25 protein-coding genes are annotated in these 26,754 nt (G+C 46.1%); 9 read left to right on the forward strand and 16 right to left on the reverse strand.

Annotated elements, in window-relative coordinates:
- Positions 1-19 precede the first annotated feature (19 nt).
- Genes MKX35_RS29345 through MKX35_RS29355 form a run of 3 tightly spaced genes read right to left on the reverse strand, consistent with a single transcriptional unit; the run spans position 20 to position 3,044 of the window.
- Positions 20-1,285: an ABC transporter substrate-binding protein gene (locus tag MKX35_RS29345; protein WP_076298169.1), complete on the reverse strand. Its 1,266-nt coding sequence runs from the start codon at positions 1,283-1,285 to the stop codon at positions 20-22.
- Between the two features lie 38 nt (positions 1,286-1,323).
- Complete coding sequence (locus MKX35_RS29350) at positions 1,324-2,163, reverse strand: carbohydrate ABC transporter permease (protein WP_076298168.1); 840 nt, start codon at positions 2,161-2,163, stop codon at positions 1,324-1,326.
- A complete protein-coding gene (locus MKX35_RS29355; RefSeq protein ID WP_042185900.1) occupies positions 2,163-3,044 on the reverse strand; it encodes a carbohydrate ABC transporter permease in 882 nt (293 codons plus the stop codon). The genes MKX35_RS29350 and MKX35_RS29355 overlap by 1 nt, the downstream gene beginning before the upstream one ends.
- Positions 3,045-3,219: 175 nt before the next feature.
- Between MKX35_RS29355 and MKX35_RS29360 the strand changes: the two genes are divergently transcribed.
- Complete coding sequence (locus tag MKX35_RS29360) at positions 3,220-3,684, forward strand: VOC family protein (protein ID WP_076284345.1); 465 nt, start codon at positions 3,220-3,222, stop codon at positions 3,682-3,684.
- Positions 3,685-3,686: 2 nt separating this feature from the next.
- Positions 3,687-4,385: an SDR family oxidoreductase gene (locus MKX35_RS29365; protein ID WP_076284344.1), complete on the forward strand. Its 699-nt coding sequence runs from the start codon at positions 3,687-3,689 to the stop codon at positions 4,383-4,385.
- A gap of 192 nt (positions 4,386-4,577) precedes the next feature.
- Here the strand turns inward: MKX35_RS29365 and MKX35_RS29370 are convergent, their stop codons facing one another.
- From MKX35_RS29370 to MKX35_RS29385, 4 genes are all read right to left on the reverse strand, one after another.
- Positions 4,578-5,585 (reverse strand): FecCD family ABC transporter permease, encoded by a 1,008-nt coding sequence (locus MKX35_RS29370; protein WP_042185906.1) that lies wholly within the window; start codon positions 5,583-5,585, stop codon positions 4,578-4,580.
- Complete coding sequence (locus MKX35_RS29375) at positions 5,582-6,589, reverse strand: FecCD family ABC transporter permease (RefSeq protein WP_076284343.1); 1,008 nt, start codon at positions 6,587-6,589, stop codon at positions 5,582-5,584. Before MKX35_RS29375 ends, MKX35_RS29370 begins: the two co-directional genes overlap by 4 nt.
- A gap of 5 nt (positions 6,590-6,594) precedes the next feature.
- Positions 6,595-7,542, reverse strand: a complete 948-nt coding sequence (locus tag MKX35_RS29380; protein WP_076298167.1) for an iron-hydroxamate ABC transporter substrate-binding protein — start codon at positions 7,540-7,542, stop codon at positions 6,595-6,597.
- A gap of 175 nt (positions 7,543-7,717) precedes the next feature.
- Positions 7,718-9,370: a helix-turn-helix domain-containing protein gene (locus MKX35_RS29385; protein ID WP_076298166.1), complete on the reverse strand. Its 1,653-nt coding sequence runs from the start codon at positions 9,368-9,370 to the stop codon at positions 7,718-7,720.
- A 227-nt stretch (positions 9,371-9,597) separates the two neighbouring features.
- Between MKX35_RS29385 and MKX35_RS29390 the strand changes: the two genes are divergently transcribed.
- Entirely contained in the window at positions 9,598-10,431 is an 834-nt protein-coding gene (locus MKX35_RS29390) for a metallophosphoesterase family protein (protein ID WP_076298165.1), read from the forward strand.
- Positions 10,432-10,620: 189 nt separating this feature from the next.
- Positions 10,621-11,781, forward strand: coding sequence for a serine hydrolase domain-containing protein (locus tag MKX35_RS29395; RefSeq protein WP_076298164.1), 1,161 nt, complete (start codon positions 10,621-10,623; stop codon positions 11,779-11,781).
- Positions 11,782-11,816: 35 nt separating this feature from the next.
- Here the strand turns inward: MKX35_RS29395 and MKX35_RS29400 are convergent, their stop codons facing one another.
- Entirely contained in the window at positions 11,817-13,094 is a 1,278-nt protein-coding gene (locus MKX35_RS29400; protein WP_076298163.1) for an AraC family transcriptional regulator, read from the reverse strand.
- A 111-nt stretch (positions 13,095-13,205) separates the two neighbouring features.
- Here MKX35_RS29400 and MKX35_RS29405 point away from each other — a divergent pair, with 111 nt between their 5' ends.
- Entirely contained in the window at positions 13,206-15,470 is a 2,265-nt protein-coding gene (locus MKX35_RS29405) for a beta-glucosidase family protein (RefSeq protein ID WP_076298162.1), read from the forward strand.
- Between the two features lie 181 nt (positions 15,471-15,651).
- On the opposite strand, the gene MKX35_RS29410 is transcribed toward MKX35_RS29405, so the two are convergent.
- Complete coding sequence (locus tag MKX35_RS29410; protein ID WP_076298161.1) at positions 15,652-16,860, reverse strand: MFS transporter; 1,209 nt, start codon at positions 16,858-16,860, stop codon at positions 15,652-15,654.
- Positions 16,861-16,978: 118 nt separating this feature from the next.
- The gene (locus MKX35_RS29415) at positions 16,979-18,157 is read right to left on the reverse strand and encodes a serine hydrolase domain-containing protein (protein WP_076284336.1); all 1,179 of its coding nucleotides are present in this window, start codon (positions 18,155-18,157) and stop codon (positions 16,979-16,981) included.
- Positions 18,158-18,326: 169 nt separating this feature from the next.
- On the opposite strand from MKX35_RS29415, the gene MKX35_RS29420 reads away from it, so the two are divergent.
- Positions 18,327-18,785: an Lrp/AsnC family transcriptional regulator gene (locus MKX35_RS29420; protein ID WP_076298160.1), complete on the forward strand. Its 459-nt coding sequence runs from the start codon at positions 18,327-18,329 to the stop codon at positions 18,783-18,785.
- Between the two features lie 158 nt (positions 18,786-18,943).
- On the opposite strand, the gene MKX35_RS29425 is transcribed toward MKX35_RS29420, so the two are convergent.
- The 6 genes from MKX35_RS29425 to MKX35_RS29450 form a co-directional block, all read right to left on the reverse strand.
- Positions 18,944-19,870: a sensor histidine kinase gene (locus MKX35_RS29425; protein WP_256716197.1), complete on the reverse strand. Its 927-nt coding sequence runs from the start codon at positions 19,868-19,870 to the stop codon at positions 18,944-18,946.
- Positions 19,871-19,890: 20 nt separating this feature from the next.
- The gene (locus MKX35_RS29430) at positions 19,891-20,652 is read right to left on the reverse strand and encodes an ABC transporter permease (RefSeq protein WP_076298159.1); all 762 of its coding nucleotides are present in this window, start codon (positions 20,650-20,652) and stop codon (positions 19,891-19,893) included.
- A complete protein-coding gene (locus tag MKX35_RS29435) occupies positions 20,645-21,568 on the reverse strand; it encodes an ABC transporter ATP-binding protein (RefSeq protein WP_036675740.1) in 924 nt (307 codons plus the stop codon). The genes MKX35_RS29430 and MKX35_RS29435 overlap by 8 nt, the downstream gene beginning before the upstream one ends.
- Before the next feature lie 82 nt (positions 21,569-21,650).
- Positions 21,651-22,343, reverse strand: coding sequence for a response regulator transcription factor (locus tag MKX35_RS29440; protein WP_076298158.1), 693 nt, complete (start codon positions 22,341-22,343; stop codon positions 21,651-21,653).
- A gap of 209 nt (positions 22,344-22,552) precedes the next feature.
- Positions 22,553-25,123 (reverse strand): FAD-dependent oxidoreductase, encoded by a 2,571-nt coding sequence (locus MKX35_RS29445; RefSeq protein ID WP_076298157.1) that lies wholly within the window; start codon positions 25,121-25,123, stop codon positions 22,553-22,555.
- 6 nt (positions 25,124-25,129) lie between these two features.
- A complete protein-coding gene (locus MKX35_RS29450) occupies positions 25,130-25,414 on the reverse strand; it encodes an ArsR/SmtB family transcription factor (protein WP_042185935.1) in 285 nt (94 codons plus the stop codon).
- Between the two features lie 102 nt (positions 25,415-25,516).
- Between MKX35_RS29450 and MKX35_RS29455 the strand changes: the two genes are divergently transcribed.
- The 3 genes from MKX35_RS29455 to MKX35_RS29465 are packed head-to-tail and all read left to right on the forward strand — an operon-like array spanning position 25,517 to position 26,622.
- Complete coding sequence (locus tag MKX35_RS29455; RefSeq protein WP_076298156.1) at positions 25,517-25,837, forward strand: rhodanese-like domain-containing protein; 321 nt, start codon at positions 25,517-25,519, stop codon at positions 25,835-25,837.
- Between the two features lie 9 nt (positions 25,838-25,846).
- Complete coding sequence (locus MKX35_RS29460) at positions 25,847-26,260, forward strand: rhodanese-like domain-containing protein (protein ID WP_179086632.1); 414 nt, start codon at positions 25,847-25,849, stop codon at positions 26,258-26,260.
- On the forward strand, positions 26,260-26,622 hold the full coding sequence (locus MKX35_RS29465) for a rhodanese-like domain-containing protein (protein WP_076298154.1): 363 nt from the start codon (positions 26,260-26,262) through the stop codon (positions 26,620-26,622). Before MKX35_RS29460 ends, MKX35_RS29465 begins: the two co-directional genes overlap by 1 nt.
- Positions 26,623-26,754 lie beyond the last annotated feature (132 nt).

Raw genomic sequence — 26,754 nt, forward strand, 5'->3', positions numbered from 1 at the left:
GATGTACAGAGCGGGTAACTCACTGCACACTGAGATTATCCCAGTTGACTTGGAATTCCTTCAGCATGCCTTCTTTGGTCAGCTTGCCACCGAGATACCCTTGGATGCTGCTGGATAATTCCTGCGGCATCCCGTTCGGCAGACGGGTCCAGTTCCAGGTCAGCGCTTGATCCTTATCGGTATAAGCCAGCACCTCGGCGCCCAGCGCTCCAAGATCTTCTTCGGTGCCCTTAATGCTGTCGAGCGCAGGGATGAACTGGAATTCCTTAGTGATATACTTTTTCCCGGTCTCGGAGGTGACCAGCCAATCCAAGAAGACCTTGGCTTCCTCCTTAACGGGGGAGTTTTTATTGATCACCCAATTGCTTGGCACGCCTACATACAGCTTGTCATTGTCTTCGGGGGTGTCGTCAATGGGCATCGGTAGGATACCCAGATTTAGATTAGGATCGATGCCGTCGATCTGTCCTTGCGTCCAGTTGCCCTGCTGCATCATCGCGGCTTCTCCGCTCGCTACCATTGTGACTTGGGTATTATAGTCGGTGGAGAGTGGATTTTTGTTGCCGTACTCTACAGTAAGGTCCAGCAGGTCGATCCATTTGGAGAAAACCGGGTCTCCGGCGAAAGTTTTGGTGCCGTCCGTAAGCCCGGCGATAAATGCTTCGGGATCTGGCTGCTGGGCGAAAGCTACGTTCACATTATGATTGCCGAGCACGAACCATTCCTGATATCCATTTGCAAAAGGTGTGATGCCCGCTGCCTTTAACTTCTCGGAGGCTTCGCGCAGAGCGGTTAAAGTTAGGGGTTTCTCGGTGATGCCTGCTTTCTTAAACAGGTCCTTATTATAGATGAAGCCGTATCCTTCGAGATTCATCGGCATGCCATAGAGCTTGCCATCTGCGGTCATCTGTTCTGCTGCTAGGGGCTTTACATCCTTGGCCCAAGCTTCACCGCTTAAATCCTCCAGATATTCCATCCACATATCACGTTCATTGTTGCCGCCAATGGTGAAGATATCAGGTTCATCTCCTGATGAGAACTTGGCGCGTAGGGAGGCGCCATAATCGGTCCCGCCACCCACGCTTTGCACCTCCAGCTTAATATCGGGGTGTTCCTTTTCAAATTCAGTCTTAAGCGAAGCTAGTGCTTCAGATATTTCAACCTTGAACTGGTAGATATGCACGGTTTTAACTCCATTCGCATTGTCGCTATTATCTCCGCAACCGGCTGTCAGAGCAGCCAGCAGCAGGGAGCATGCGAGGAGAATTCCACGTTTGGTTCTCATATTCATTCATCCTCTCTGGCTGAAAATAACATGTATCGTTAGCCCTTTACAGAGCCTTGGGCAATGCCTTCAATAATATATTTTTGCATCGCTAGGAAAAAGATGACCACGGGCGTAATCCCGAGCACAAGTCCCGGAAGTGCCAAATCCCATTGCTTCGTATATTGTCCGAAGAAGCTATAAGTGGCGATGGGAATGGTGCGAAGCACCGGGTCCTGCAGAATAAGCGAAGGCATCAGGTAATCGTTCCAGATCCACAGGGTATTCAGAATAATGACAGTGACAATAATCGGCTGCATGAGCGGAAGCACAATCCGGAAAAAGGTACCATAAGGACTGTTGCCGTCTACTCTCGAAGCCTCCTCAATATCAAGAGGTACCGATTTGACGAAGCCATGGAATAGAAACACAGTCATCGGGGCGCCAAATCCAAGATACGCTAAAATCAAACCTGCGGTTGAATCCATGACGCCCAGACCGCTAACCACTTGCACCAGCGGGATCATGATCGCCTGAAACGGAATAACCATAGCGGCCACTAAAGCAATATAAAGTATGCGGTTATATAAGCTGTTATTGCGGACCATTTTGTAAGCGCACATAGAGCAGAGGAACGCTAGCAGAATATTACTAATCACCGTGATAATAAAAGAGTTCATAAAGGCACGAGGAAAATTGATAGCTTTCCAAGCTTCGGCGTAGTTGCTCCACTGGAATACAGAGGGCAGCGCAGCGGAATCCGAAAGAATCTCACTATAGCTTTTAACCGAGTTAGCTAGCAGAAAGTAAAACGGTACTAGGAATAGAAGGCCCAGCAGGATCACAATTACTTCGACGAGAAGCAATGGCACATTGAATTTCTTGGCGGTAGTCTCCATTACAGCTCCACCTCTCTTTTCTTGGTTGCTCTAACCTGTAGCAGGGAGATTACGGCCACAATGACGAAGAAAATCATCGCTTTCGCGGAGCCCATCCCGAATCGGCTAATAGTATAGGCCTCATTGTAAATATTCAACGCTACAGATTCAGTAGCTTTGAAGGGACCACCCTTGGTCAGCGACAGGTTAAGGTCGAACAGCTTAAACGACCAAGAGATAGAAAGGAACAGACAAACGGTTACAGCTGGCATAACCAGCGGAATGGTGACATGGCGTAAAGCCTGAAAGCGTCCGGCACCATCCACTTTTGAGGCTTCAATCAGGCTTTTGGGAACGTTGTTGATTGCAGAAATGTAGATGACCATTAGGTACCCTGCATTTTGCCAGACAAATACGATTACAATCGCCCAGAAGGCTGTCCCTCCGGTGCCCAGCCACGGAAGATTAAAGAAGGACCAGCCCGTAGCCTGTCCAATCGAGGAGAACCCTCTGACAAAAATAAACTGCCAAATGAACCCGAGCAAAAGTCCACCGATAACATGAGGTACAAAAAATACCGTTCTCAGGACATTGCGCGTGAATAGCTTGCGGGTCAGTACATAAGCGAGTGCGAAGCCGAGCAGATTGGTCAGTATCAGACCGAAGAAAGTGAACTTCGCCGTGAACCAGAATGAATGAAGAAAGGAAGGGTCCTTTGTGAAGATATGTAGATAATTCCGGAGTCCGGTCCACTCCACATCACGTGAGATTCCGTTCCAACTGGTAAAAGAATAATAGAGTCCTAAAAAGAAAGGAATCAGCACAATCATAAAGAAAAACAAGGAAGTAGGCCCGACAAAAACAAACTGCTGCATCAGGCGTGATCTTTTTCTATGGTCCATCGTTCCTCACCCCTTTTTGTTAATGTAAACTTTTCATTCTATAACCGGATTGGTGATTAAGCGAAACAAACATACTTGAAATTATCGTTGCTCAGAATGATTTCAACACAGGCTTGACAGCCCTTTCAAAGAATCGGTATGGTGGACTTGTCAGACTAATAGGAGGTTGATGCGCATGTCAGGATTGCTTGGTAATTTTGTTACGCAGATTGGAATATTGGTGAATGATGTGGAGAAGGTAAGTACGGCATATGCGGAGTTTTTTGGACTCGAAAAGCCGGAAATTATCGTTACAGATACAGAAGATATTGCGCAGACCCGGCATAATGGCGTGGCTACGCAGGCGCGGGCTAAGCTAGCTTTTTTTGATATGGGCTCTTTACAGCTGGAATTGATTGAACCGGATCATGAGCCGAGTACGTGGCGGGATTACTTGAATGAACATGGTGAGGGGCCTCATCATATTGCTTTTGTAGTTGAAGGAATGAAAGAAAAGATAATGCTGCTAGAAGGCAAAGGCTTCCCACTCCAGCAAAAGGGTGAGTATACCGGGGGGCGTTATGCTTATATGGACACTTTCAAGGAGTTAAAAGTAATTGTGGAGCTGCTAGAGAACGATAAGGATAACGGGGAGGAATAACTATGAATATTATCATTACAGGTGCTGGACGTGGACTGGGTTATGAACTGGCGGCCGAAGCGCTGAAGCGGGGCTATGGAGTTATTGCTGGGGTTCGCCGGCCCGATCAGGAACAAACAGCGCTATCGAAGCTTGCTGAAACCTATGGAGAGAAGCTAACCATCGCTGCGCTGGACGTGACGGACGAGGCAGGAATCGCGGCACTGGCTGCGAGTCTACAAGAACAAGGTCGGACCCTCGGTGCCATTATTAATAATGCGGCGGTACTCAACGCTCGGGATACATCGATTGAAGCGTTGGATTTCCAAGATATGCTTATAACGATGGATATTAATCTGTATGGACCGATACGAGTGGTTAAGCATTTCCTGCCGCTACTTACGGAACCCGAATGCTCGATCATCAATATATCGTCGGAAGCAGGAAGTATCACCAATGCTTATCCGAACGACTATCCTTATGGCATTTCCAAAGCGGCGCTCAATATGTTCACACAGCAGCTGCATGTCTATGTAAAAGAACGTGGGATTCAAGTGCTCAGCGTGCATCCGGGGTGGATGCAAACCGATATGGGCGGGGCAGAGGCACCGACAAATCCAAATCATAGTGCCGAGGGGATCCTAGACCTGATCGAGAAGCGAACTACACCGGAAGGTCATTTCATGTTTGTAGATTATACGGGTAAGGATATGAAGATTTAGGTGATATATAGGCTGAACTAAATTTGCGAACAAAAAGCTCAGTAGTCACTGCGGTGAATCATTGGACTTCCGGCCGTTGTTGTCCCCAGATTTCTTGATTGAACCGCTCGTCGCGGTGGAAATCTGGGGACAAAGCGGTCAGTAGAAAGAACCTCGGTAATTGTGCCGAGGTTCTTTTGTCTAAACAACTGCTTATTTCTTAAGTAATAAATAAGCGAAATAAGGTACGCCGATTAGCGACACCATGATCCCTGCCGGAATGCCGTCAGGATCGACGAGATTGCGGCCAACGGTGTCCGCGATCAGAAGTAGCCAGCCGCCCAGCAATACAGCGACGGGAATAAACATCTGATTACGCGGGCCGACTAGCGATTTGGCAATATGTGGAGCCATCAGTCCGATGAAGGCGATCCCGCCTGTGACAGAAACCGCGGAGGCGGAAGCTGCAACTGCCGTGAGAATCAGAACGATACGTTCACGTTCGAGATTCAGCCCGACACCAATGGCAGAGACTTCACTTAGGCTGAGCAGGTTGAGTCGCTGTGATTTGTACAGGGTAAAGGGAACTAGTAAGATCAACCAAGGCAGTAAAGCCCAAATGAATGGCCAATCTGTACCCCATATATTCCCTGCGATCCATTTTGCAATAAAATCTACCTTGGCACGATCCGCGGACGAAATGATCACGATCATAACGCCAGACAACGCTAGGGAGAACCCTACCCCAACGAGCACCAATCGAACAGGATCAAGCCCCTTAGTCCGACTATATGAAAATAGATAGATTAATGCTGCCGTAAGTAATGCCCCTATAAAAGCAACCAGCGGCAGCGCATAAATGAATGATCCAGCGCTAACCGGGAAAAAAAGAAAGAAAACAGCGACAGCCACACCCGCACCAGAGTTGATACCAATAATACCGGGGTCGGCTAGATCGTTTCGTGTAACGCTTTGCAGAATGGAACCGGATAACGCCAAGGCCATGCCTGCCAGCAGTGTAATCAGAATCCGCGGCAATCTTACAGAGAATAATACAAAGTCCTCTTTAAAGGTTCCATGCCCGAACAGAACCGGAAGCAGTCTGTCAAAAGATAGGGAAGAGTATCCGATTCCCATGCTGACGATAGCTGTTAGCAGAATCAAACCGGTGCATACACATAGGATAATACGTTGCTTTCGCACGGGTGCAGAGGAAATCATGAGAGTGTTTTACCTCCTTTCCGAACAACAAACAAGAAGAAAGGTAGCCCAAGCATAGCTACGACGGCGACCACTGGCGTCTCATAAGGTGCATGGATTGTCCGTCCAATTGTATCCGCGAGAAGCATGAACGATGCACCCGTAAAGATCGATATCGGCAAAATATACCGGTAATCGGTACCGACAATCTTACGGACAATATGCGGAATCATCAGCCCTACAAAAGCCATATCCCCAATTAGAGCGACCGATGCTCCAGTCAGCAGAATAATAAGAGTGAATAGAATCCCTTTAACCACAGCAAGATTTTGTCCTAATCCGATGGCTACCTCGTCACTTAAGCTAAGAATGGTTAACTGGTTTGAAAATATTAATGCCACCACGATGCCGATGATGATCACAGGTGCAATAGCCTGAAGCTGGCCCCAGGTTGTGCCGATCAATCCACCCGCTGTCCACATGGATACATCCTTGGATATTTTGAAGGCAATGCTTACACCACTTGCGATAGCATACAGAAAGGCAGATACCGCTGCACCGGCGAGTACGATTCGAATCGGAGAGAAGCCACCTTGGCGCACAGAACCTAGAACAAGCACTAGCACGGCTCCTAGGGCAGCGCCAAAAAAACAAGCAATCATGGTACCAAAATAATTCAGTCCCGGCAGAAATACAAACGTAAGAGCCAGCGCCATATTCGCGCCCGAGGTCAGACCGAGCAGGCCTGGGTCGGCTAATGGATTGCGTGTAACCCCCTGCATGATAGCACCGGATACGGCAAAGGCAGCACCGATCAGCATGGCGGCGAGTTCGCGAGGCAGCCGGATCTCACGCAGAATAAGGACATTGTCTGCCTTTGAATTAGAGGTGATGGCAAGCCACAGATCATTGAAAGTGGTTTCTTTAGCCCCGAATAGCATAGCAATCACGAGGCATATAACCATTACCAGCACGCTACCAAGCAGCTTATATAAAAATGGAATGGAAGTTTGCTTCGTAGTCATTATCTTTATTTTCCAAGAAATTGTTGTTCAAAGAATTCCAACTGGTACTCAAGGCTAAGCGGATCGTTAAAATAGAATGCTTTTGCATCAGCCTCGAAAACACGATTGTTTTTGACGGCAGGGATGCTCTTGTATATTTCTGTATTCTGGAAGGAATTATCTTCATCCGCATTTTTACTGAAAATAACGTAATCGCCCAGATAATCCTTCAGCACTTCTGTCGAGACAGCAAAGAATCCATCCGTTTTGGTGCTTTCTTTTACTGTTTCTGGCATGCCAAGCTTGAAGTCCCCATAGAGGAGTTCAGTTCCGCGGCCAAAGTTATACCCGTATACATACAATTGCTTATTAAAGGTCTCAATAACAGAGACAGTTGCATTATCACCGATCTTCGCTCTGATTTCTTCACCCGCTTTTTTGGTGCGGGCACTAAAATCATCGACCCAAGCTTGAGCTTCTTTTTCTTTGTTCACCAATTTGCCGACTTCCAGCTGTTGGGTTAAGTAATCCACTTTATTATAAGTATAAGTAACGGTTGGTGCGATTTGCTTGAATTTATCGATATTTTTAATATCGGAGAGCCCAATGATCAGATCCGGCTGCAGTTCAATGATTTTCTCCAGACTTTCATCGCTAACCGCTTCTACGTCTTTTAGTTGCTCTTCAAAGCGTGGGTTAGTTTTGGACATTTCATCTACGCCCACAACAGGTATACCCAGTGCCATGACATTACCTGTTAAAAAACGGGTGAGTACAACAACACGCTGAGGATGTGTTGGAACCTCAACAGGTCCATCTTCGGATTGATAAGTAAAAGTCGCACTTTCTGACTCCGCAGCAGGAGTGGAAGATGGGCTGTTTGTAGGACTAGCATCATTCTTCGCCTGATTTCCCCCACAAGCACTAAGTGCAATCCCCATAATAAGTACAAACGGAATAAATATCTTTTTCATTAAATAATTCTCCCCTTTTTTGTATGACAGTGTTACTTTGAACAATTCAAACAGTGTAAATCAATCTTCAGCCTATGCCTTAGAGTGATTATGAGAATCATTCGCATTTGTAATCATTATAGGGATCACTTATGTGCCTAACCATGCCTTTTTGTTGGAAAAAAGACTTGGACTATTATTTGCCTCCGAATAAAGCTACCGCTCGTCCTAGTTGTAAGCGAATCGAAGCCGGGTTATAAGGCACCCAATCATCCAGATCAAGAATATGGACTTTCTTCTGCTGCACTGCGGGAAGCTGGCTCCAATAAGGGGATTGAAAGATCGCTTCAGTATGCGCAGTAGAGCCTTTGGCATCGGGAAATACAATGACTAAAATTCGGTCTCCTGCATAATCTGCAAGATCTGAAACCCCGATCGAAATCGAATGGAACTGATCTCCCAATCTTTTTATCTCGTTGTCAATCAAGGTCGGTGCTCTAAGTCCAAGGGATTGGTACATCACATAACCTACATTCCTTGCTCCGTAAACGAGTAGCTCCTCAGGCTTGATTACCAGAATGGTGATGATATCGTTAGCTACTGTGCTGTGCTGTACTATTTCTCGGGCTTCTAGCTCTTCTTGTTCAAAATCCTTCAGCCACTGCTCCGCCCGTTCACTCCGCTGAATGGCTCGGCCGATTAGGCGTAACTGATCTTTCCAGCCGATTTCGTTCCAAGAGATCTCCATAATAGGTGCTACAGCTCGCAGCTGCCCGGACTTCAATCCGTATTCCTCCAGATGTTCTTTGGCCGCAATAATCAGTTCAACGTTGGCATCAAGTAATAGCGATCTGATCTGTTCAGCCGAGCTGTTTGTATTGATAAACTTCATCGACTGCGGTGGCTCTTGATCCGAAAGATTCAAATATTCACTACTTTCAGAGATGGTAACCGCAGGTTCTAAGCCAAGTAACAGCAAATGGCTTGCATAAGGGGTAAGCATTACTGCAACTCGCTGGAAAGAGCTTCGGCTGTAACCAGACGGAGATGCGCCTGTCTGCAGCTTAAAACGACGACTGAGATAAAATTCATCCTTGTAGCCTACCTTTAGCGCAATTTCCCTAAGTGTGCCTGAACCGTTAAGCAAAAGCTCCTTGGCACTATGAACCCGTAGCCGCGACAGATATTCGCTCTGGCTGAAGCCTGTCACCTGCTTGAACAGCGTTGAATAATGCGAGCTGCTTACACCCGCAATGGCGGCTAAGTGCTCACGTGTTATTTTTTCGCTAAAGTGATTCTCCAGGTATGAAATGCTCCGTTCCATCGATGGTTGCTCGTTAACTGTATATCTGGCTTCCTGCTGTTCGAGCAATTGTAGAATAATCTGATGAAAGAGCATTTGATTCTGTACATGGCGTGTTTCTCGATCTGGCAGTCGGTGAAGATACAATTCCTTGACACTGGATACAATGGTAGGCTCATAAGGAAACAACAGTATATTTGAACTCGAAGCCATTTCGCTTTTCCGTATCATCGCACCGCCAGGTATAGCCTGAGTCTGCTCTTGAATCCAGATGGTGAGCTTATAGGCATGAAGCGGCTGCTGGAGATTTGTAATTAATGAGGCATGAGTATTAGCGGGGAGAAGGATTACGCTTCCTTCCGTAAGCTCATAAGTCAGATTATTGACCTCAAGGCTCCCTTTACCAGCGGCAACGGCCAGTAATACGGTTAGATTCTCATGAATCTGAACTCTTGGTAGATTTGAGGTCCCATACATCGATTGAATGCTGCCAGCGCTATATAAAGGAAAATGAGATTCGGCCCATTCCGGGATAACGTTATTCAAAATAAGGCCTCCGTTACTTGAATATATTTTCAAACTATAATGCTATGGATTGAACTGTATTATTGACGTCTGTGGAACTAATTATAACATCTTACCTTTTTAGATAAGCCTGTTAATTATCTGCCCTATTATTCTTTTTAAAGGATACGTCTGTCCAAGAGAAAGCATATTGGATCGAATATACATACTACCAGGTATTCTTTATCCATTATAAAGAGGTGATTAAGATGAAAAAGCAGATAACCTCCACTAAGAAGCGAGAGCTTCTCGCCAGTCCTAAGCCCAAACGTAATCTGAATCCTAAAGCAAAAGCCCAGACTATCAACTTCGCGGTAATTGGGGATAGTCATGTGGGATATGGGAATAGCGCAAGCATTTTTAGAAATCTTTTGCCAAAGGCTGTAGGGAGCGGGAATAAGAGATTTGTTATTTTTGGAGGAGATAACACGCAAGCGGGAGCGAATCATGGAAATAATGCAAATGCCTATTACAAGGACTTCAAGGATACAGTAACTAGCACGCTCGGAAGTATCCCCTATAAAGCATCGATAGGAAATTGGGAAGCAAGTACCCAGTCCTTATTCACGCAATATTTAGGTGCAGTAGAAGGGCAAATGAATTTCCCTGGGACACAGGGTAAGGTGAAGTACGTGTGGCTTAATTGTGCTCTGGGTCTGTTCACTCCGGGTAGTATAAATATATTGAAAAATTTAGATGATCAGCATTTTTATATTATTGATTTTCATTGGCCTTTAAAAGTGAGCGGGATCACGGTCGATCCTAGCCATGTATTAAGCGCGGCGGAGACTGCTAAGTTTTTTGCAGCTATTCCTACGAAAGTGAGAGATAAAGTGCTAGCTATTTTCACACATCATGGACATTTGTTTTATCGAAAGCTTACTAATATATATCCAGGTTATACAAATACAAAATTCTTTGTGTGCGGATGTTCGGGTGATTATAAATGTAAGCCGAGTGGTGATCGCGGTTATTACAACGCCACATTAACCATCAATGGGACGGCATTAAATGTCGATGCTTTTAAGGTAGCGGTCACTTAGTGAAGAAGTGGATGCGGTTAAAATAAAACGCTAATTTTCGGGAGATAACCGAGATTAGCGTTTTTCTTTTATTAAGAATAGCCCATTAACCATGGAGTCACAGGTAAATAGTAAGTAAGCAGGATTATTTAACATATTTGTATAATAGTTTATATATGTATTGAATAAATTTATTTAGGAGGGCTACCCATGAAAGAACTATTATTTCATTCTTTAGAACAGGCGGGTGTGTCGGCTTACGGTGTAGAGCGCATACGTATAGCAGCTGCACAAATGGTTGAAGACAACATCACGCCGGCACAAGTTATTGTTGCTGCGAGAAAGGGGACGCTACTGGTCCATCAAGCGAACGGGAAATTCGGTCCGGAGCTAGGCGCAGCGGAATTAACTGTAGATGCTATTTATCCACTGTGTTCCATAACAAAACTGTTTACGGCAACCGCTATAATGATGTTAATGGAACAAGGGAAGATTGGTCTAAACAGACCTGTTTCCGATTACATCCCCGAATTTACAGGTGAAGGCAAAACTAAGGTATGCGTACATCACTTATTGACACATACCTCTGGCCTGGAAGGTGAGGTGATTTGGCAGAACGGACAGTTGAAAAAGGAACAAGGAGAGTACCCTCCACATGAACCTAATCAAGATCCAGATCAGCATAAGTACTTATATGGCGGTTATGATGCACCGCTTAGTAACGAACCTGGTACGGTCATGTCTTATTGCGGGTATGGCTATGAGCTGTTGGGTGAAATCATCCGGCGCGTTAGCGGACAAGCTTATGATGTATTCGTAAAGGAAACTATTTTTCAACCGCTTGGCATGGAAAATACATATTATCGTGTACCCATGGACGTGCGGGACAAAGTAGTAAGACGTGCACCAGAAGCAGCGTGCGCGGAATGGGTGGACAGCGAGTATAATTTGAATTCCGTATCTGCGGGGGGCGGCGCTTACTCCACGGCTATGGATTTGGCTGTCTTTGGCCAGATGTTTCTTAACGGCGGGATATATAACGGAGTACGATTCCTTAGTCCGGTAACCGTAAAAGAAATGACCCGCAATCAAATTCCAGGCGTATCCTCACAATATAGAGACGAGGTTTTTCCAGAAGCGTATTGGGGGTACGGATGGGCGATTAACGGTTCGAAGCGTGACGGTGGAGATTTGTTCTCGCCAGAAGCCTATTCACACTGGGGCGCGGCAGGTCCTTTCCTCTGCGTTGATCCGATTTATCAGACAGTTACGGTGCATTTATCCGTAGAGCTAGATCACCAGAAGCCATTTAAAAATATGTATGTGGATTACTTCAATAATACTGTTCTGGCAGCCATCACTGATCTTTAATCCTCTTTTTAGTTTTTTTGTCGTGTCATCTATACTTAAAGCGTGCTTTCCCAGTTTCTTCTAAATTGTTTAGGGGTGGTGCCAGTATATTTCTTAAACACTTTGGTAAAATAGCTCTGGTCATTGAAATGTAGCCTCGTAGCGATATCAGATAAGCTAATGCCCGGTAATTCGATTAATCGTTTGGCTTCTACAATCCGCTCGAATTGAATAAAATCACTGATGGTGAATCCTGTTTCCTTCTTAAATAATAGGGAGAGATAGCTTCTGTTCAATCCAGCGACTTCAGCCAGCTTATCTAAGGAGAGTTCCTCATATAAGTGATTAAAAATATAGTTCTGACAGAGGGCCACGGTGCGCGAAAGTTTCGCCATCCGGCTCTCTTTGACATGGTCGGCGAAATCGCAAAGCGCATTAAGAATAGCATGATCTACAGCCGGAACATCCTTTAGTTCTTCGATATGCTGGATATGAAAGTCGCTGAGGGTATAAGAAATCTCCCAATACAGTCCTCCATCTATAGCTGCACGAGTAGCGAGCGTAATACAGGAGATCGCCAGATTTTTTTTGTTGCGTAAATGGCTCTTCTTGGAGAGAACTCCATAATTGTCTTCAGAGAAGGTTGCTTGGACACGAAGTAGCTCTGCTTTATTTCCATTTTTGATATGGTGAAATAGAGCTTTTTCCAGCATGGGTTCGTGGTGCAGCCATGTATTCTCACGTCGATAGGAAACATCCAAGTCCAGACTGCCTGCGGGAGGCTGTTTATGCTCAAGAGTTCGGGTGTCGAGTAGCAGTTCGCTAAGAGATAACGTCTTTCCGGTGACGAGCGAGTACATCAGCATAGCGGTATGGTAGAGTCTCATTTTATTTAGCACGGTCAAGCTGCGGTAGTATTTCATCCATTGCTCTTGAAGCTTTAATGGAACTTCATGGTCACGCATCAGACTTGTCATATTGTCCTCTGAAAGGTGAGTATAAAGTGTAGGACCGATCACAATGCTTCCCCCGTTACTGCTGCCTGAGGGCAGATGGAGAAGGATGTAATTCTCTAGGAAGTTAGTGGTGCGAATGATCGGTATAGAGGCATTTGAGCTATCGTGGTCAGAGTTGTTCTCGCTTTTAGTAGAGTCTGCAATTTCTGAAAGAAGCTCATTGAGGTTATGAACCCACGGAGCGCTCTCTGAAGAGGATGGCAGCGCTAGCTCGATTCTCCGATTGGCGTCTAGCAGAAACACAGGAATCTGCAGCGATTCATACAACACTTTACAAATATATTGAGCTCCTTCATGACCATCCAAATGATTCAACATTCTTTCAACCTCCTCGCCCAACCAGAATACCAAAAATACAATGATAATGCCATAAATCTAACATGAAGTAGATTAAAATGGGGATAGTATACATTCAGAGGAGGTATTTTTATGAAAACCAACATTCATGAACTCATATCACAAATGACCCTTGAGGAGAAAGCAGGACTCTGCTCAGGGCTTGATTTCTGGAATACAAAGGGCATTGAACGACTCGGAATCCCCTCTTTAATGGTAACGGACGGACCGCATGGTTTACGCAAGCAAAAAGAGAGCGCCGATCACCTCGGACTCCATAACAGTGTACCCGCGACTTGTTTTCCTTCGGCAGCAGGGATGGCTTCTTCCTGGGATCGGGAGTTAATCGGTCGTGTAGGTAAAGCACTCGGGAAAGAGTGTCAAGCAGAGAACGTTGCTGTTCTGCTCGGACCGGGAACAAATATTAAGCGCTCTCCACTGAACGGCCGTAACTTTGAATATTTTTCGGAAGACCCTTATCTTTCCTCGGAGATGGGTGGGAATCATATCAAAGGTGTGCAAAGTGAAGGGGTAGGCACCTCGCTTAAGCATTTTGCCGCTAATAATCAGGAACACCGGAGAATGTCTGTAGATGCTGTTATTGATGAGCGGACGCTACGGGAGATTTATCTGGCTAGCTTTGAAGGCGCAGTTAAGCAGAGTCAGCCATGGAGCGTGATGTGCTCTTACAACCGGCTAAATGGTGAATATGCCTCTGAGAGTGAGTTTCTCCTGACAAAGATTCTTAGAGAGGAATGGGGCTACGAGGGATTCGTCGTTTCCGACTGGGGAGCGGTTAATGAACGGGTGAAGGCTCTACAAGCAGGACTGGAGCTGGAAATGCCGTCAACCGGAGGCATTGGTGATGCCAAGATTGTCGCAGCGGTGCAAAGTGGGGAGTTGGCGGAAGAAACGTTAAATCTTGCAGTGGAACGGTTGCTTACCTTTGTTTTTAAAGCGGTGGAGAACCGTAAAGATAATGCTTCATTTAATGCTGATGAGCATCACCGTCTGGCTCGTGAAGTGGCGCGGGAGAGCATGGTTCTCCTTAGAAATGAGGAAGGCATTCTGCCGCTGTCAAAGCAAGGAACGATTGCGGTCATTGGCGAGTTTGCTAGAAATCCGCGTTATCAGGGCGGGGGCAGCTCACATGTGAATCCGACGAAATTGGACGATGCTTTCGAAGAGATGAAGGCCCTTGCAGGTTCTGCCGAACTGCTATATGCGCAAGGATATGAACTGAATCATGACGGGATTAATGAAGCTTTGTTACAAGAGGCACGGGATACAGCGGCAAAAGGGGATGTAGCCGTATTGTTCCTTGGACTTCCGGATAACTATGAATCAGAAGGTTATGATCGCAGTCATTTGTCGCTTCCAGAGAGCCATAAAGCGCTGATCGAAGCAGTGTCTGAGGTGCAAAGCAATATCGTTGTCGTACTCAGCAATGGTTCACCCATAGAAATGCCTTGGATTCATAAAACGAAGGGTATTCTTGAAGGTTATCTAGGCGGTCAGGCTTTTGGCGGTGCAGTGGCAGATTTACTGTTTGGAGAGGTTAGTCCAAGTGGCAAACTGGCAGAGACCTTTCCGATGAAGCTGAGCGATAATCCATCCTTTCTTAATTTCCCAGGTGAAGGGGATACGGTTGAGTACAAAGAAGGCTTGTTTGTTGGCTATCGTTATTATGATAAAAAAGAGCTTGAACCGCTGTTTCCTTTCGGCTTCGGACTAAGCTACACAGCGTTTCAATACAGCAATTTGAGAATCTCCAAGAGCAGCATAAAAGATACCGAGAACGTACAAGTTACGGCCACCGTCAAAAACACGGGTACTCGCGCAGGAAAAGAAATCGTTCAGCTCTATGTTAGCGATGTGAAGAGCAGCGTGATCCGTCCACTTAAGGAGCTTAAGGGCTTCCAGAAGATAGAGCTTCAGCCTAGGGAAGAGCAAGAGGTTTCTTTTGAACTGGATAAACGCTCCTTTGCTTATTACAACGTTAACATTGGTGATTGGCATGTGGAAAGTGGAGTCTTTGAGATTGCTATCGGTTCATCTTCGCGGGATATTCGTCTGACTGCTTCTAGTGAAGTGGAATCGACTGCTCCGCTTGCATTAAGTTATCATCGCAACAGTACCGTTGGTGATTTGCTGGACAATCCACGCACGGCAGATAAAGTGAAGAAGTTCAGCAGTATTTTTGGCATGGAAGGTGCGATGGATGATAATCCGGAAATGTTCATGGCGATGATGAAATATATGCCGCTACGGGCGCTGGTTGGGTTCGGTCAAGGGAAATACACAGAAGAAGATTTAGCCAAGGATCTGCAAGAATTTAATGCTTTGGCTGTAGAGTAGGAGATCAGAAAAGGCCAAGTCTGGTCCGAGAACTATAATTTATGGGAATTTAATATAAGTAAGCTAGTGGTACATATTAGTCAAATATAATATGCACCACTGGCTTTTTTTGAAAAAATTTCTTGTTCGGCTACCGTGATTCGTAAACTTGATGATTGTCGCATGATTTCATAGGTGTGCCTCAACGCTTCCTTGAAGGAAATCCGTATTCTTTAGCGCGCCACGCTACTAGTAGCGCAAGAATCAATAGAATAAACAGTACCCACGGGAAGGAGCGGACACCAACTGTTGTAATAAGAATCCCACCCATCACGCCGCCACCGCCGATAGCTAGGTTCCATGCCGTCACTAACATCGACTGGGCCACATCTGCACTTTCGCCAGCTGCTTCAGCAACTGCTGTTTGTAGCAAAGTAGCCGCTCCTCCGAACGTCAACCCCCACACAGCAACCACTAGATAGATCACTACGGGTTGGCTGCTACTAATGCCTAGTGCAATGGATGACAAGGCGAAAGCAGCGAGGCTGATTAGAAGCAATGGACGTAGTTTTCGGTCGATCAAAATACCGATGAACCAGATGCCAATAAGCGCAGTAATGCCGAAAATAAGCAGTACCAAGTCAACGCGCTGGGTAAGCCCAGCCTGAGTAAGATAGGGTGCAATGTAGGTATACAGGATGTTATGTGCTAGCACCCATGCCAGAACGACAAACAGTATCGGCCGTACCCCCGGAATAACAAAAACCTTGTAGAGAGGGAGCTGCTTATCAGGAGCCTCCCCTGGATAGTCCGGTAGCTTCCAAAGTACCCAGCCGACCAGCATCAGAGCCAGCAGCGACATGATCCCGAAGATGGAGCGCCAGCCCACAAGAGTGCCAAGAAGTGTTCCAGCAGGGACTCCGAGTGCCAGAGCTAGAGGCGTGCCAACCATCGCTACCGCCATTGCTCGTCCCTTGAGTGACTCCGGCACCATGCGCCGGGCATAACCTGCTATCATGCCCCATAAGACTCCAGCGGATACGCCTGCGAAGAACCGAGCTGCCAGCGTAAGTATATAATTGGAAGAAAAAGTGGTGACGGTGTTGAATACGAGAAAACCAAGGATGCACATTAGTAGCAGTGGTCGCCGCCGCCATCCACGCGTCATGGTGGTTAAGGGAATCGCGGCCAACAGTGAACCAAGGGCGTACAAAGTGACAAGTTGACCCGCAAGGGCCTCGGAGACACCAAGCCCATCACCTATTTGGAGCAACAAGCCGGCCGGAATCGTTTCGGTAAGAATACAGATAAACCCCGTCATAGCAAGGGCGAGTAATCCTGCCCATGGTAAATGTTCAGAAGAGGGAGTACTGGAGGCACTTTGTGTGGCAGAAGTTGTGTTTTGGGTCATTGGAGAAGCACCTCTCTTTTAAATTGTAAAAAACTCAATGATACACACTCGAATAGGGTTTACTAGACAGAGAGCCTAGACCGGTTCATTCCGGACCAAGGCTCTTTGTGTTCGTTCTTTATTTATTACGTCTATCATAAATGGCATCACAAAGGTCAACAGTAAACTGACCCGACATGCCTTCTAGTGCAGTATTAGTAAATGCCACGACACTGAGCCGTTGCTCGGGGTCGACGAACCACGAATGACCATAGGTGCCACCCATACGCCATGTACCCGGGGATTCCGAAGTGTCTGCGGCGACAGGATCCTTCAGTACCGTAATGCCTAGGCCAAAGCCTCGTCCTGGCCAAAAGGCCATTGGCAGATCACCGATCTGATTGGTCGTCATATCGTGAACCAGAGACTCCGGTACCAGTGGTGCTCCACCCTTGCGTAATGTTTCTAGCAGTTGCAAAAAATCACCGGCGCTGCCGACCATGCCAGCTCCTCCAGAATGATAGGCAGCATCGTCAAGTGCTCGACCAGGGGCAAGCAGGAATCCAGCCGTTCCCTCCACAAAGGCAATACTGTCGGGATCAAGTAAAGGTCGTGGCTCTGGAGTATCATTGGCATAGGAAGTGGCCAGTCGTTCTCGATCGACTGCAATAAAACCCGTGTCGCTCATGCCAAGCGGCTTTGTCACGAGTGAATGTACGGCCTCACTGAGCGGTGTTTCTGTGACCTTTGCAATTACTGCTCCTAGCACGTCTGTCGCGATGGAGTATTTCCACTCGGTACCTGGCGTATAGAGGAGGGGGACAGAGGCAAGACGACGCAAGTTCTCTTCCAATGTGATGCCGGACTGATCCATACCATCTGATACCCCTGCTGACTGATAGGAACCATTCTCTTCTTGAAAAAATCGGTAAGACAGGCCTGCGGTGTGCGTCATCAAATGACGAATCGTCAATGTCGCGAACTCGCCATTTTGCAAACGTGGCCGAAACTCTGGAAGCCAACGATCAACGCGGTCGTCGAGCTGTAGGCGACCTTGAGCAACTAATACTAGGGCTGCCGTTGAAACGATAGGTTTGCTAACCGAGGCGAGCCTGAATAAGGCGTCTTCCCGCATAAGTCGGTTCATCTCGCGGTCGGCAAGACCGGCAGCGCGGCTATAAACCAGTTCCCCATCTATCGCCACTTTAATGACAGCACCGACCAGGCGCTTGTCAGCAAGGGTTCGATCAATTACTTCATCGATGCGACCTGATAACCATTCTGTATTTATTTTGTTTGAATCCAATATACTCAACATTCTTCATCCCTTCGGAATAGTTAAAGCCAGGAACACTTTACTATTGTAGGGTTATTATATATAACAAGTTATCTTGATTACATAAGGCAACTAAGTTAAATTAGCCTTATAACGGTTAATTACAAGCTAGTTTATAGGGGGAACCTTAAATTTAAAGGATGTGATTTTGATGGACCATATTGATAAGCAAATTCTTTTTCATCTTCAAAATCAAGCGAGAATTTCTATGACAGAGCTGGGAAAATGTGTCGGTTTATCGCAACCTGCAGTTACGGAAAGAGTTAGGCGTATGGAGGAGAAAGGCATCATCAGCGAGTATCGCACCATCATTTCCCCTGAAAAGATTGGAAAACATGCTGCTGCCTACATGTTATTTCATTCTAGGGATTGTAACGCATTTCTTGATTTCTGCCGCTCCAGTCCTGATGTCGTCGAATGTTACCGTATAAGTGGGGAACACAACTACTTATTGAAAGTAGTAACCGACTCTACACGAGCCCTCGAGGATTTCGGTAATCAATGTGACAAATACGGTACCTATACGATTCTAATCGTGATGTCATCCCCAATCGATCATAAATTTCTTATACCATCGCTTGAAGAAGCAAGCATCAACTTGCTGAGTTAGAATTGAACATTACTCTGCTAGCTCTTAACGACCAAAAAGACTCTTCTATATGAATAGAAGAGTCTTTTTGGAACCTGCAGGCCATTGGCTATAGAGGATGGGCTACATTCCATAAACGGGTTAGAACAATGGTTAGTCTAGACCAAATATAAAGTGAATTAAGTAGCCAAGCTAATGCCAGCATCGCCTAGTTTCCAACGGCAAGTCATTATCAGCTTCTCACCCTCCAGTTCGGCTGTTAGCGTGCCACCCATTTTATTCATCAGACTTTTGGCGATGGAGAGACCCAGCCCGGAGGCTTGAGAAGATCGGGTACGGTCTGCGGTATAGAATCGGTCGAATAAGAGGTTAACATCGCTTCCGGCTAATTCCTTCGCATCGTTTACTATCGTTAAATCAGCTGTTTCCTGCTGTCGTTCGAAACGGATTTTCACATACCCGGTCGCATGTTTGACCGTATTGACAAGTAAATTCTCGACAACTCTCCGCACAGCGGATTCATCGGCGTATACGGATACATTTTCCTCAGGCAGCCGTATATCCGGTGTAATATTGCGATCGTTGAAGGAATCGTAAAATCCGACCAGAATTTCCGAGAGTAGGGCCGTCATCCCAAGCTTTTCTGTATGTAGAGGATAATCTAGCGATTCGATTAAGGAAAGCTCAAAAAAATCATTCAGCAGTGCCTGCAGCCGTTTCGTCCGATTTTTAACGATGGCAACATATTCAAGCTTTTCATCAGGGGTAATTGACTCATCCTCCAACAGTTGAATATAACCGAAGATGGAGGTGAGGGGTGTACGGATATCATGTGAAATATTCGCTACAGCCTGACGGAATTCTTGTTCGACACGTTTTCGCTGGGCTTCCGCTTCGACGATTAAATCAGATTGACGATTGATTTGTCCCGCAAGCGCCTCAAGCTTCTGGTCGAATAGAGCCACATCAATTTTTTTGCCGGTTGCTCGCTCGTTGTAGGTATGCAATTGCTCTGTTATCCGCCCTAGCTCTCGCCTTAACATCAACAAACGGAAAAGCAGGAGAGCTCCTGCCGCAAACAATATGATTGTCAGAATAAGCAACACTCTCCTGCACCTCCTATTTGTTATTTGATTTCTTTTCTGTGGAATACGAGAATACCGAGTACCCCGGAAACGGCTATTGTCAACAACGGTACAAGTAAAAGCGTTGGCCAATCTCCACTGTCGATACTGGGCTTACCGATATCGCTCACCAGTTTGAAGATGGAATAATCGTACAAATTACTAAAGAAAGAGATCTTCGAACCTATACCAGCCAAAACCGTATCGATCATAAGGAAGAAAATCATTGAGAAGCCGATAGTTTTGCCGCTGTCGGTTAGGATTACGGTGAACAGCGCCCCGATGGCTGCGTAACCAGCTGTGTACAACAACGTTAGCCCGAGGGCTCGCGGTATAAAAAGTGTAGTGCTTCCTTCCGGCAGATGACCGAAGCCCGAAAGCAGCGTGACTTCGACTGTGCTGACAATAGGAAAGACGAGCGAAATCGCCATGGCCCCAACTGCGAATACGATTAGTTTTGCCGCGAACAGCCGGCCTCTGGTGTTGCCCGAAGATGCGATCGTCTTCATGACTCCTGTGGAATATTCGTTAGAGATAAAGAATCCAGCCAGAATGGCTACGCCGAATTTAATAATGTAGGCATTGCTTGAAATAAAGAGAGTCAGAAATTCAGCGCCGGTGATCTGAGGTTCCCCATTGGACCGATGATCAAAATAATATAGCAATGGGTAAGCAAGCGAGAGGACGGAAAGTGCCAATAGAAAAGTCCAAAATGATCTATTCTTACGGAGCTTGAAAAACTCCACTCTGATCAGATTATACATTTGGATTCCCCCCAATTCGCTTCGTAAAATAACTTTCCAAGTCTTCACCCATAGGCATAAACTTCTCGATCTCTAGGCCTGCAGAGAATAACGCTGTTGATACTTTGCCTGGCTGCTCAATGCGGCTATACAACTTGATGGTTCCATCCTGCATCACTTCGAAATCGGCCGTACCCAGCTCGTTCTGAATGACGGCTGTTGCCTTGCCCGGATCATCCACTTTGATAAACAAATACTGCTGACATTTCTCGTTTAATTCCTCCGCAGTGAGTTGTTCAAGCAACTGACCGCGATGAATAATGCCATAATGACTTGCCATTAAATGCAACTCACTTAGAATATGACTTGAGATCATTATCGTAATGCCAAGCTCACGGTTTAGTCGCTTGAGCAGTTCGCGCATTTCGACGACACCCATCGGATCTAACCCATTGGTCGGCTCGTCCAGAATCAGAAATTCTGGATCTCCCAGCAAGGCGATGGCAAGACCTAACCGCTGCTTCATTCCAAGTGAGAAATTTTTGGCTTTCTTCTTGCCGGCGCCCTGCAGTCCAACTTGCTCTAGCATTCTAGGAACGCAATCTTTCCCGGGAATACCACGTAGAATCCGGTTTGCTTCTAAATTTTCGCTCGCAGTCATATGGGGGAACAAAGCGGGACTCTCGATAATCGAGCCGATTCGCTTACGAGCCTGGATCAAGGCCTGCTCTTCACTGGCTCCGAACAGCTCGATCGTCCCCTGAGTCGGAAAAGCAAGTCCGGTCACAATCCGGATTAATGTTGATTTTCCAGCTCCGTTTTGCCCAATAAAACCATAAATAGAGCCTTTACGGATTGACAAATTGACTTTGTCCAGCGCTGTATGGCCCTTGAACTTTTTGGATAGTTGATTTGTTTTTAATACATACTCGTACATCTCGTCTTGGCCTCCTTTTCGTGATAGACCAAGTATAGAATTGAAAACATAAGAAGAGCTAAAGCCAAATCTTAAGAATGTCTTAAGGCTTGAGCCGATAACCTATGCCCCATACTGTCTCGATAAATTCGCTTTCTGGTGCGGCCTTGGTTAGCTTGCTGCGCAAATTGCTCATATGGACATTGACCGTATTGTCATCCCCGTAATATGGCTCGTGCCAGACCCTTTCGTACAAATTCGCTTTCGTGAACACCTTCTTAGGGGCCGACAAAAGCAACGAGAGAATCTCAAACTCTAGAGCTGTGAGCGTCAGTTCCGCTCCATTTGCCGTAACCGACATCGCATTTCGATGAAGTACAAGGCCCTGATGCTGGAGCACGTTAGGCAAAGCCGATTGCGCAATCCGCGAATACAAACGTAGATGAGAATCGATCCGTGCAGAGACTTCCTCAACGTCGAAAGGCTTCGTAATGAAATCATCCGCCCCCGCCCGCAGGGCAGATACCTTGGTCTGGGGCTCACCCTTGGCTGAAATGATAATTACCGACATATCGTCCCGCCCGGCAATCTTCTCAAGTAGTTCCTCTCCCGACATGCCAGGCAGCATCAGATCCAGTAGCAGCATGCTCCATTGACGTTGCTCCAGATAGAGAAGTGCCTCCGTTCCCGAGTAAGCAGGTTGGGGGATGTAGCCGCTTTTCTTAATAATGTTGCACAGCAATCGGTTGATGTCGCTGTCGTCCTCAGCAACGAGAATATGTATCGGGTTATTCATTTAATCTCCTTATTCCACCTAAAATAGGTCATTATTCGGATGAATGCCTATTAAATAGGATAGCAGGTTTTAGATTCTGTATCCAGATCCAGCCAATTTCTGCATTTTGGTTATTCAAATCTATATCACCGATTCTGGTGAGTTCATTTTTATATAACAAAGAGACTCTTCTATATAAATAGAGGAGTCTCTTTGCGGTGTTAAGGTATTTAGATAAATAGATTATGACTAGATTGATCGGCTTGACCGAGGTAATAACCTACGCCGCCGATCCCCACGCCGTCGATCAGTTCTTCACGGGTGATGCCCATAAGATCCATGGACATTTGGCAGGCAACGATCTCGACGCCTTGGTCGACAGCCATTTGAATCAATTCTTCCAAAGAAGAGACATTATTGTTCTTCATTACAGAGCGGATCATTTTGGAGCCCATGCCCATCATGTTCATATTCGAAAGCGTTAGCTTCCGACTGCCGCGGGGCATCATCGCTCCGAACATTTTACCGATAATATTCTTGTTCACAGGCACTTTCTCATCCTTGCGGATAATATTGAGACCCCAGAAGGTAAAGAACATCGTCACTTTTTTGCCGCTGGAGGCTGCTCCGTTGGCAATGATGAAGGAAGCGATCGCTTTATCCAGATCACCGCTGAATACCACCATCGTACTTGCATTACTAGTTTGGACAGGCTGTGCTCCTGCTGGTACGGAATCCGCGGTAATGCCTTTGCGCAGATAAGCTTCAATCATACCACTAGGCAGCTTCGTTAATTGAAAAAGCGTGTGCTTAGACATGCGAGCCCATGCCTTAATATCTTCATAGAATCCCGGATCGGAAGCCGTTACCTTTAAGACTTGCCCGTCCAAGAGCGGGTCCATGCTCATCTTGACTTGGATCAGCGGCCCAGGGCAGCATAGTCCGCAAGCATCAAGCACGGAATCAGGTGTTAGATCCGACTCTTGTTTGGCAGGGGCGGATACAGATGCGCTGGAGTTGGCTGCGAAAGCTGTAGCGTTGGTATTGGCTGCAGCTGAAGTAGTGTAAGTTCCCGCCGGTGCTCCCGTTGCTGCGATTTCTTTACGGGCTGCTGCTGAAATACCTGCGTTTGACTTCAGGCTATCTTTTTTTTTAGGCGAGTATTTACTCAGTTGATATGTCTTATAGCCTCCGGTCAGATTCTTCACACGGAAACCTTTTTGCTGCAAAATCCGGGAAGCTGTGTAGCCTCTAAGTCCAACTTGGCAATACACCCAAATTTCTTTACTAGGGTCAAGCTCGCTTAGCCGACCACGCAGATCATCCACAGGGATATTAATGGACCCTTCAATATGACCGTTGGCATGCTCGATTTCCGAACGTACGTCAACTAAAATGGTATTGTTGTTGTCACGACCTTCTAAATCCTTAGGAACGAATACTGTAGTCATGCCTTTCAAAATATTTTCAGCAGCAAAGCCGGCCATGTTCACCGGATCTTTAGCGGAAGAATAAGGAGGGGCATAAGATAGCTCCAACTCCGTCAAATCAGTGACCGTACCTCTAAAACGAATAACTGTAGCGATATCGTCGATACGTTTATCTACACCACTATACCCCACGGCTTGTGCACCGAGCACCGTACCTTTTGGATCAAAGATCAGCTTCATTGATATTGGAGTTGCCCCCGGATAATAAGTTGCATGAGAGCTTGGATGAACATAAATCACGTGATAGGGTAAGCCCAAACGCTGTAATGTTTTTTCGTTATTGCCGGTAGAAGCACCAGTCACACCAAATACTTTAATGATAGAAGTCCCTTGGGAACCTTTGTAGGTAGTGCCTAGACCACTGACGTTGTCCGCAGCAATCCGTCCTTGCTTATTGGCAGGACCAGCTAGTGGAATAGCAGTTTTAGTTCCGTTCACGAAATCAACCACCTCGACCGCGTCACCTACTGCATAGACCTGATCCAAATTTGTTTCCATGCGCTCGTTGACCAAGATATGGCCGCGTGGACCGAACTCTAAACCACTATCCTTCAGGAAAGAGGTATCCGGCGAAACGCCTATAGCCAGTAGAACCATATCACTTTGAAGCACCGTACCACTTGCCAACTGAACCTCTATTTGTTCACCAACTTCTGCAAACCCTTGGACCATATCGGAAAAAATAAGATTAACGCCATGCTCGTCGAGCTCTTTTGCCAGAATAGAAGACATTTCAGTATCGAACGGAGCTAAGATTTGTGGACCCGCCTCGATCAAGCTTACTTCTAGACCTGCTTCTCTGAGGTTCTCCGCCATCTCAACACCGATAAACCCACCACCGATCACAACGGCGGAACGAGTGCCTTCGGCTGCGACTTTGGTTTTGATTTTGTCGGTGTCGGGAATGTTGCGCAGCATGTGAATTTTGGAACTCTCGATACCAGGTAGATTCGGACGAATTGGTTTAGCGCCGGGTGATAAAATAAGCGCATCATAGCTCTCTTCATAGGAGCCTTTTTCTATACTTTCTACTCTTACTTTCTTGTTCACAGGGTCGATAGACACCACTTCACTTTGAATCCGAACATCGATGTTAAAACGTTTATGCATCGCCTCTGGTGTCTGAACCAGCAGCTTGGAGCGATCCTGAATGGAACCTCCGATATAATAAGGCAGTCCGCAATTGGCAAAAGAAATGTACGGATCACGCTCAAACATGATGATATGAGCCTCTTCATCTAATCTCCGAAGCCTGGCGGCCGCTGATGCGCCTCCTGCAACTCCTCCGACAATCAGTACTTTTTTACTCATGATGTTTTATTCCTCCCCTAAAAATAGCTGAATTAGATGTTTGATTTTCTCGTCTTTAACAGAATAGTTAATTTCCAGCCCATTACGTTCGGTTTCGACAATGCCTAGAGCTCTAAGCTTCTGCAAATGCTGGGATACCGTAGATTGTGGAAGGTCGAGACAGTCCTGCATGAAGCTAACGTTGCAGCTGCCTTTTTCAAGCAGACCTTTAATGATGCACAAGCGAACGGGATGAGCGATAGCCTTTAAGGTTTCGGCGGTTTGATTATAGGCTTTGAAATTTTTGTCCATGGTTATGAACTCCTCGCTTTACAATATCCTTATATCGTAATATTATGATATAGTGATATTAAAATCAAGTTATTTTTAAAAAAAGAGAAGGAGAGATGCTCGATGTCTTTTAAAATTTCAAAGGAAATTACCCCTCAGCAAGTGGCGGAACGTCTGAAGAATGGAGAGGCTCCTACGCTGCTGGATGTACGCGAACCCGCCGAATGGGTGGAGGGACATGTGATCGGTGCGAAGCATATTCCGCTTGGGCAGCTGTTAATGCGTATAGATGAACTAGATCCTAATGGAGAGATGATTGTAATGTGCTTAAGTGGTGGTCGAAGCGGATTGGCTTGTGAGCTGCTGAGCGAAAAGGGTTATAACGTTGTGAACATGACGGGTGGATTAAGCGCTTGGACGGATGATTTTTTGGTACGGGGGTAATAGATGAACATGATGTTTAGGATCCTACTGAGTATAGTAATTGCTTTTAGTATAGTAAGGTTCTTACGTTCCGCTTGGCCAGTCCGTTCACTCTCCTATGTAGAAGCCCGTGACGTTCGCGAATTAGCAGATCAATCACTGGACATGAAAATGCTCGATGTTAGAGATGCCGTAGATTATGAGAAGGATAGTATCCGTGGCTCGATAAATATATCGATCGGGCGGTTAGCCTATGTCTGGCAACATTGTCTATCTACTGACGATTCGGTTCTAATTCTTGCTGATAGTTACTATAAAAGAAACAAAGCTGCGAGAATTCTTTATAAGCAGGGCTTTCGAAAGTTATATGCGGTAAATGGTGATTTGTTAGGGAATAAAAGAACGCTCTCCGACATTTCGGTGAAAGGTTGTTGTGAAGGATAATGGATTTAAGCTCATGGATGTCCCGTCTTGGATTTGGGAAAAGCGCAAGTGTAAGTGTAAGAACATTGAAGGTGGCAGAGTTTCGGAGCGAAATGGAGCAATCCAAAAATAGGCTGCTGATCGATGTCCGCGAACCGGATGAATACAAGAGTGGATTTATTCCGGGGGCGAAAAACATCCCGCTGTCTCAGTTGGAAAAGCGGCTCGGTGAAATCCCTAAGGATCGGGATGTGTTGCTCTACTGCCGCAGCGGTATGCGAAGCAAAAGTGCAGTGCGGATTCTGAGTAAGCAGGGGTATGCTCGGCTTGCACATTTGCAGGGCGGGGTAAGTAGCTGGAATGGGAAGTTGAGTCGACGGTAACTGAACTAATTCCTCTGAACAAACTCTATTAGAGCTAACTCCAAATGAGCTTACTTAAGCTGGCCTTGCTTTAACGCAACGTACTTAAACCAACTAGCTTTTTTGATGGATTAGTTAAATTTTGCTGGATCT

This window comes from Paenibacillus sp. FSL R5-0923 (assembly GCF_038009145.1).
Taxonomy (GTDB): Bacteria; Bacillota; Bacilli; order Paenibacillales; family Paenibacillaceae; genus Paenibacillus_AQ.

Excerpts from the sequence above, each read along its gene's own strand:
- MKX35_RS29435 (WP_036675740.1), bottom strand. The coding sequence starts at position 21,568 with ATGTACGAGTATGTATTAAAAACAAATCAACTATCCAAAAAGTTCAAG.
- MKX35_RS29440 (WP_076298158.1), bottom strand. The coding sequence starts at position 22,343 with ATGAATAACCCGATACATATTCTCGTTGCTGAGGACGACAGCGACATC.
- MKX35_RS29350 (WP_076298168.1), bottom strand. The coding sequence starts at position 2,163 with ATGGAGACTACCGCCAAGAAATTCAATGTGCCATTGCTTCTCGTCGAA.
- MKX35_RS29355 (WP_042185900.1), bottom strand. The coding sequence starts at position 3,044 with ATGGACCATAGAAAAAGATCACGCCTGATGCAGCAGTTTGTTTTTGTC.
- MKX35_RS29410 (WP_076298161.1), bottom strand. The coding sequence starts at position 16,860 with ATGACCCAAAACACAACTTCTGCCACACAAAGTGCCTCCAGTACTCCC.
- MKX35_RS29455 (WP_076298156.1), top strand. The coding sequence starts at position 25,517 with ATGTCTTTTAAAATTTCAAAGGAAATTACCCCTCAGCAAGTGGCGGAA.
- MKX35_RS29390 (WP_076298165.1), top strand. The coding sequence starts at position 9,598 with ATGAAAAAGCAGATAACCTCCACTAAGAAGCGAGAGCTTCTCGCCAGT.
- MKX35_RS29445 (WP_076298157.1), bottom strand. The coding sequence starts at position 25,123 with ATGAGTAAAAAAGTACTGATTGTCGGAGGAGTTGCAGGAGGCGCATCA.
- MKX35_RS29420 (WP_076298160.1), top strand. The coding sequence starts at position 18,327 with ATGGACCATATTGATAAGCAAATTCTTTTTCATCTTCAAAATCAAGCG.
- MKX35_RS29345 (WP_076298169.1), bottom strand. The coding sequence starts at position 1,285 with ATGAGAACCAAACGTGGAATTCTCCTCGCATGCTCCCTGCTGCTGGCT.
- MKX35_RS29360 (WP_076284345.1), top strand. The coding sequence starts at position 3,220 with ATGTCAGGATTGCTTGGTAATTTTGTTACGCAGATTGGAATATTGGTG.
- MKX35_RS29430 (WP_076298159.1), bottom strand. The coding sequence starts at position 20,652 with ATGTATAATCTGATCAGAGTGGAGTTTTTCAAGCTCCGTAAGAATAGA.
- MKX35_RS29415 (WP_076284336.1), bottom strand. The coding sequence starts at position 18,157 with ATGTTGAGTATATTGGATTCAAACAAAATAAATACAGAATGGTTATCA.
- MKX35_RS29365 (WP_076284344.1), top strand. The coding sequence starts at position 3,687 with ATGAATATTATCATTACAGGTGCTGGACGTGGACTGGGTTATGAACTG.
- MKX35_RS29380 (WP_076298167.1), bottom strand. The coding sequence starts at position 7,542 with ATGAAAAAGATATTTATTCCGTTTGTACTTATTATGGGGATTGCACTT.
- MKX35_RS29465 (WP_076298154.1), top strand. The coding sequence starts at position 26,260 with ATGGATTTAAGCTCATGGATGTCCCGTCTTGGATTTGGGAAAAGCGCA.
- MKX35_RS29460 (WP_179086632.1), top strand. The coding sequence starts at position 25,847 with ATGATGTTTAGGATCCTACTGAGTATAGTAATTGCTTTTAGTATAGTA.
- MKX35_RS29400 (WP_076298163.1), bottom strand. The coding sequence starts at position 13,094 with ATGTTGAATCATTTGGATGGTCATGAAGGAGCTCAATATATTTGTAAA.
- MKX35_RS29405 (WP_076298162.1), top strand. The coding sequence starts at position 13,206 with ATGAAAACCAACATTCATGAACTCATATCACAAATGACCCTTGAGGAG.
- MKX35_RS29370 (WP_042185906.1), bottom strand. The coding sequence starts at position 5,585 with ATGATTTCCTCTGCACCCGTGCGAAAGCAACGTATTATCCTATGTGTA.
- MKX35_RS29395 (WP_076298164.1), top strand. The coding sequence starts at position 10,621 with ATGAAAGAACTATTATTTCATTCTTTAGAACAGGCGGGTGTGTCGGCT.
- MKX35_RS29375 (WP_076284343.1), bottom strand. The coding sequence starts at position 6,589 with ATGACTACGAAGCAAACTTCCATTCCATTTTTATATAAGCTGCTTGGT.
- MKX35_RS29450 (WP_042185935.1), bottom strand. The coding sequence starts at position 25,414 with ATGGACAAAAATTTCAAAGCCTATAATCAAACCGCCGAAACCTTAAAG.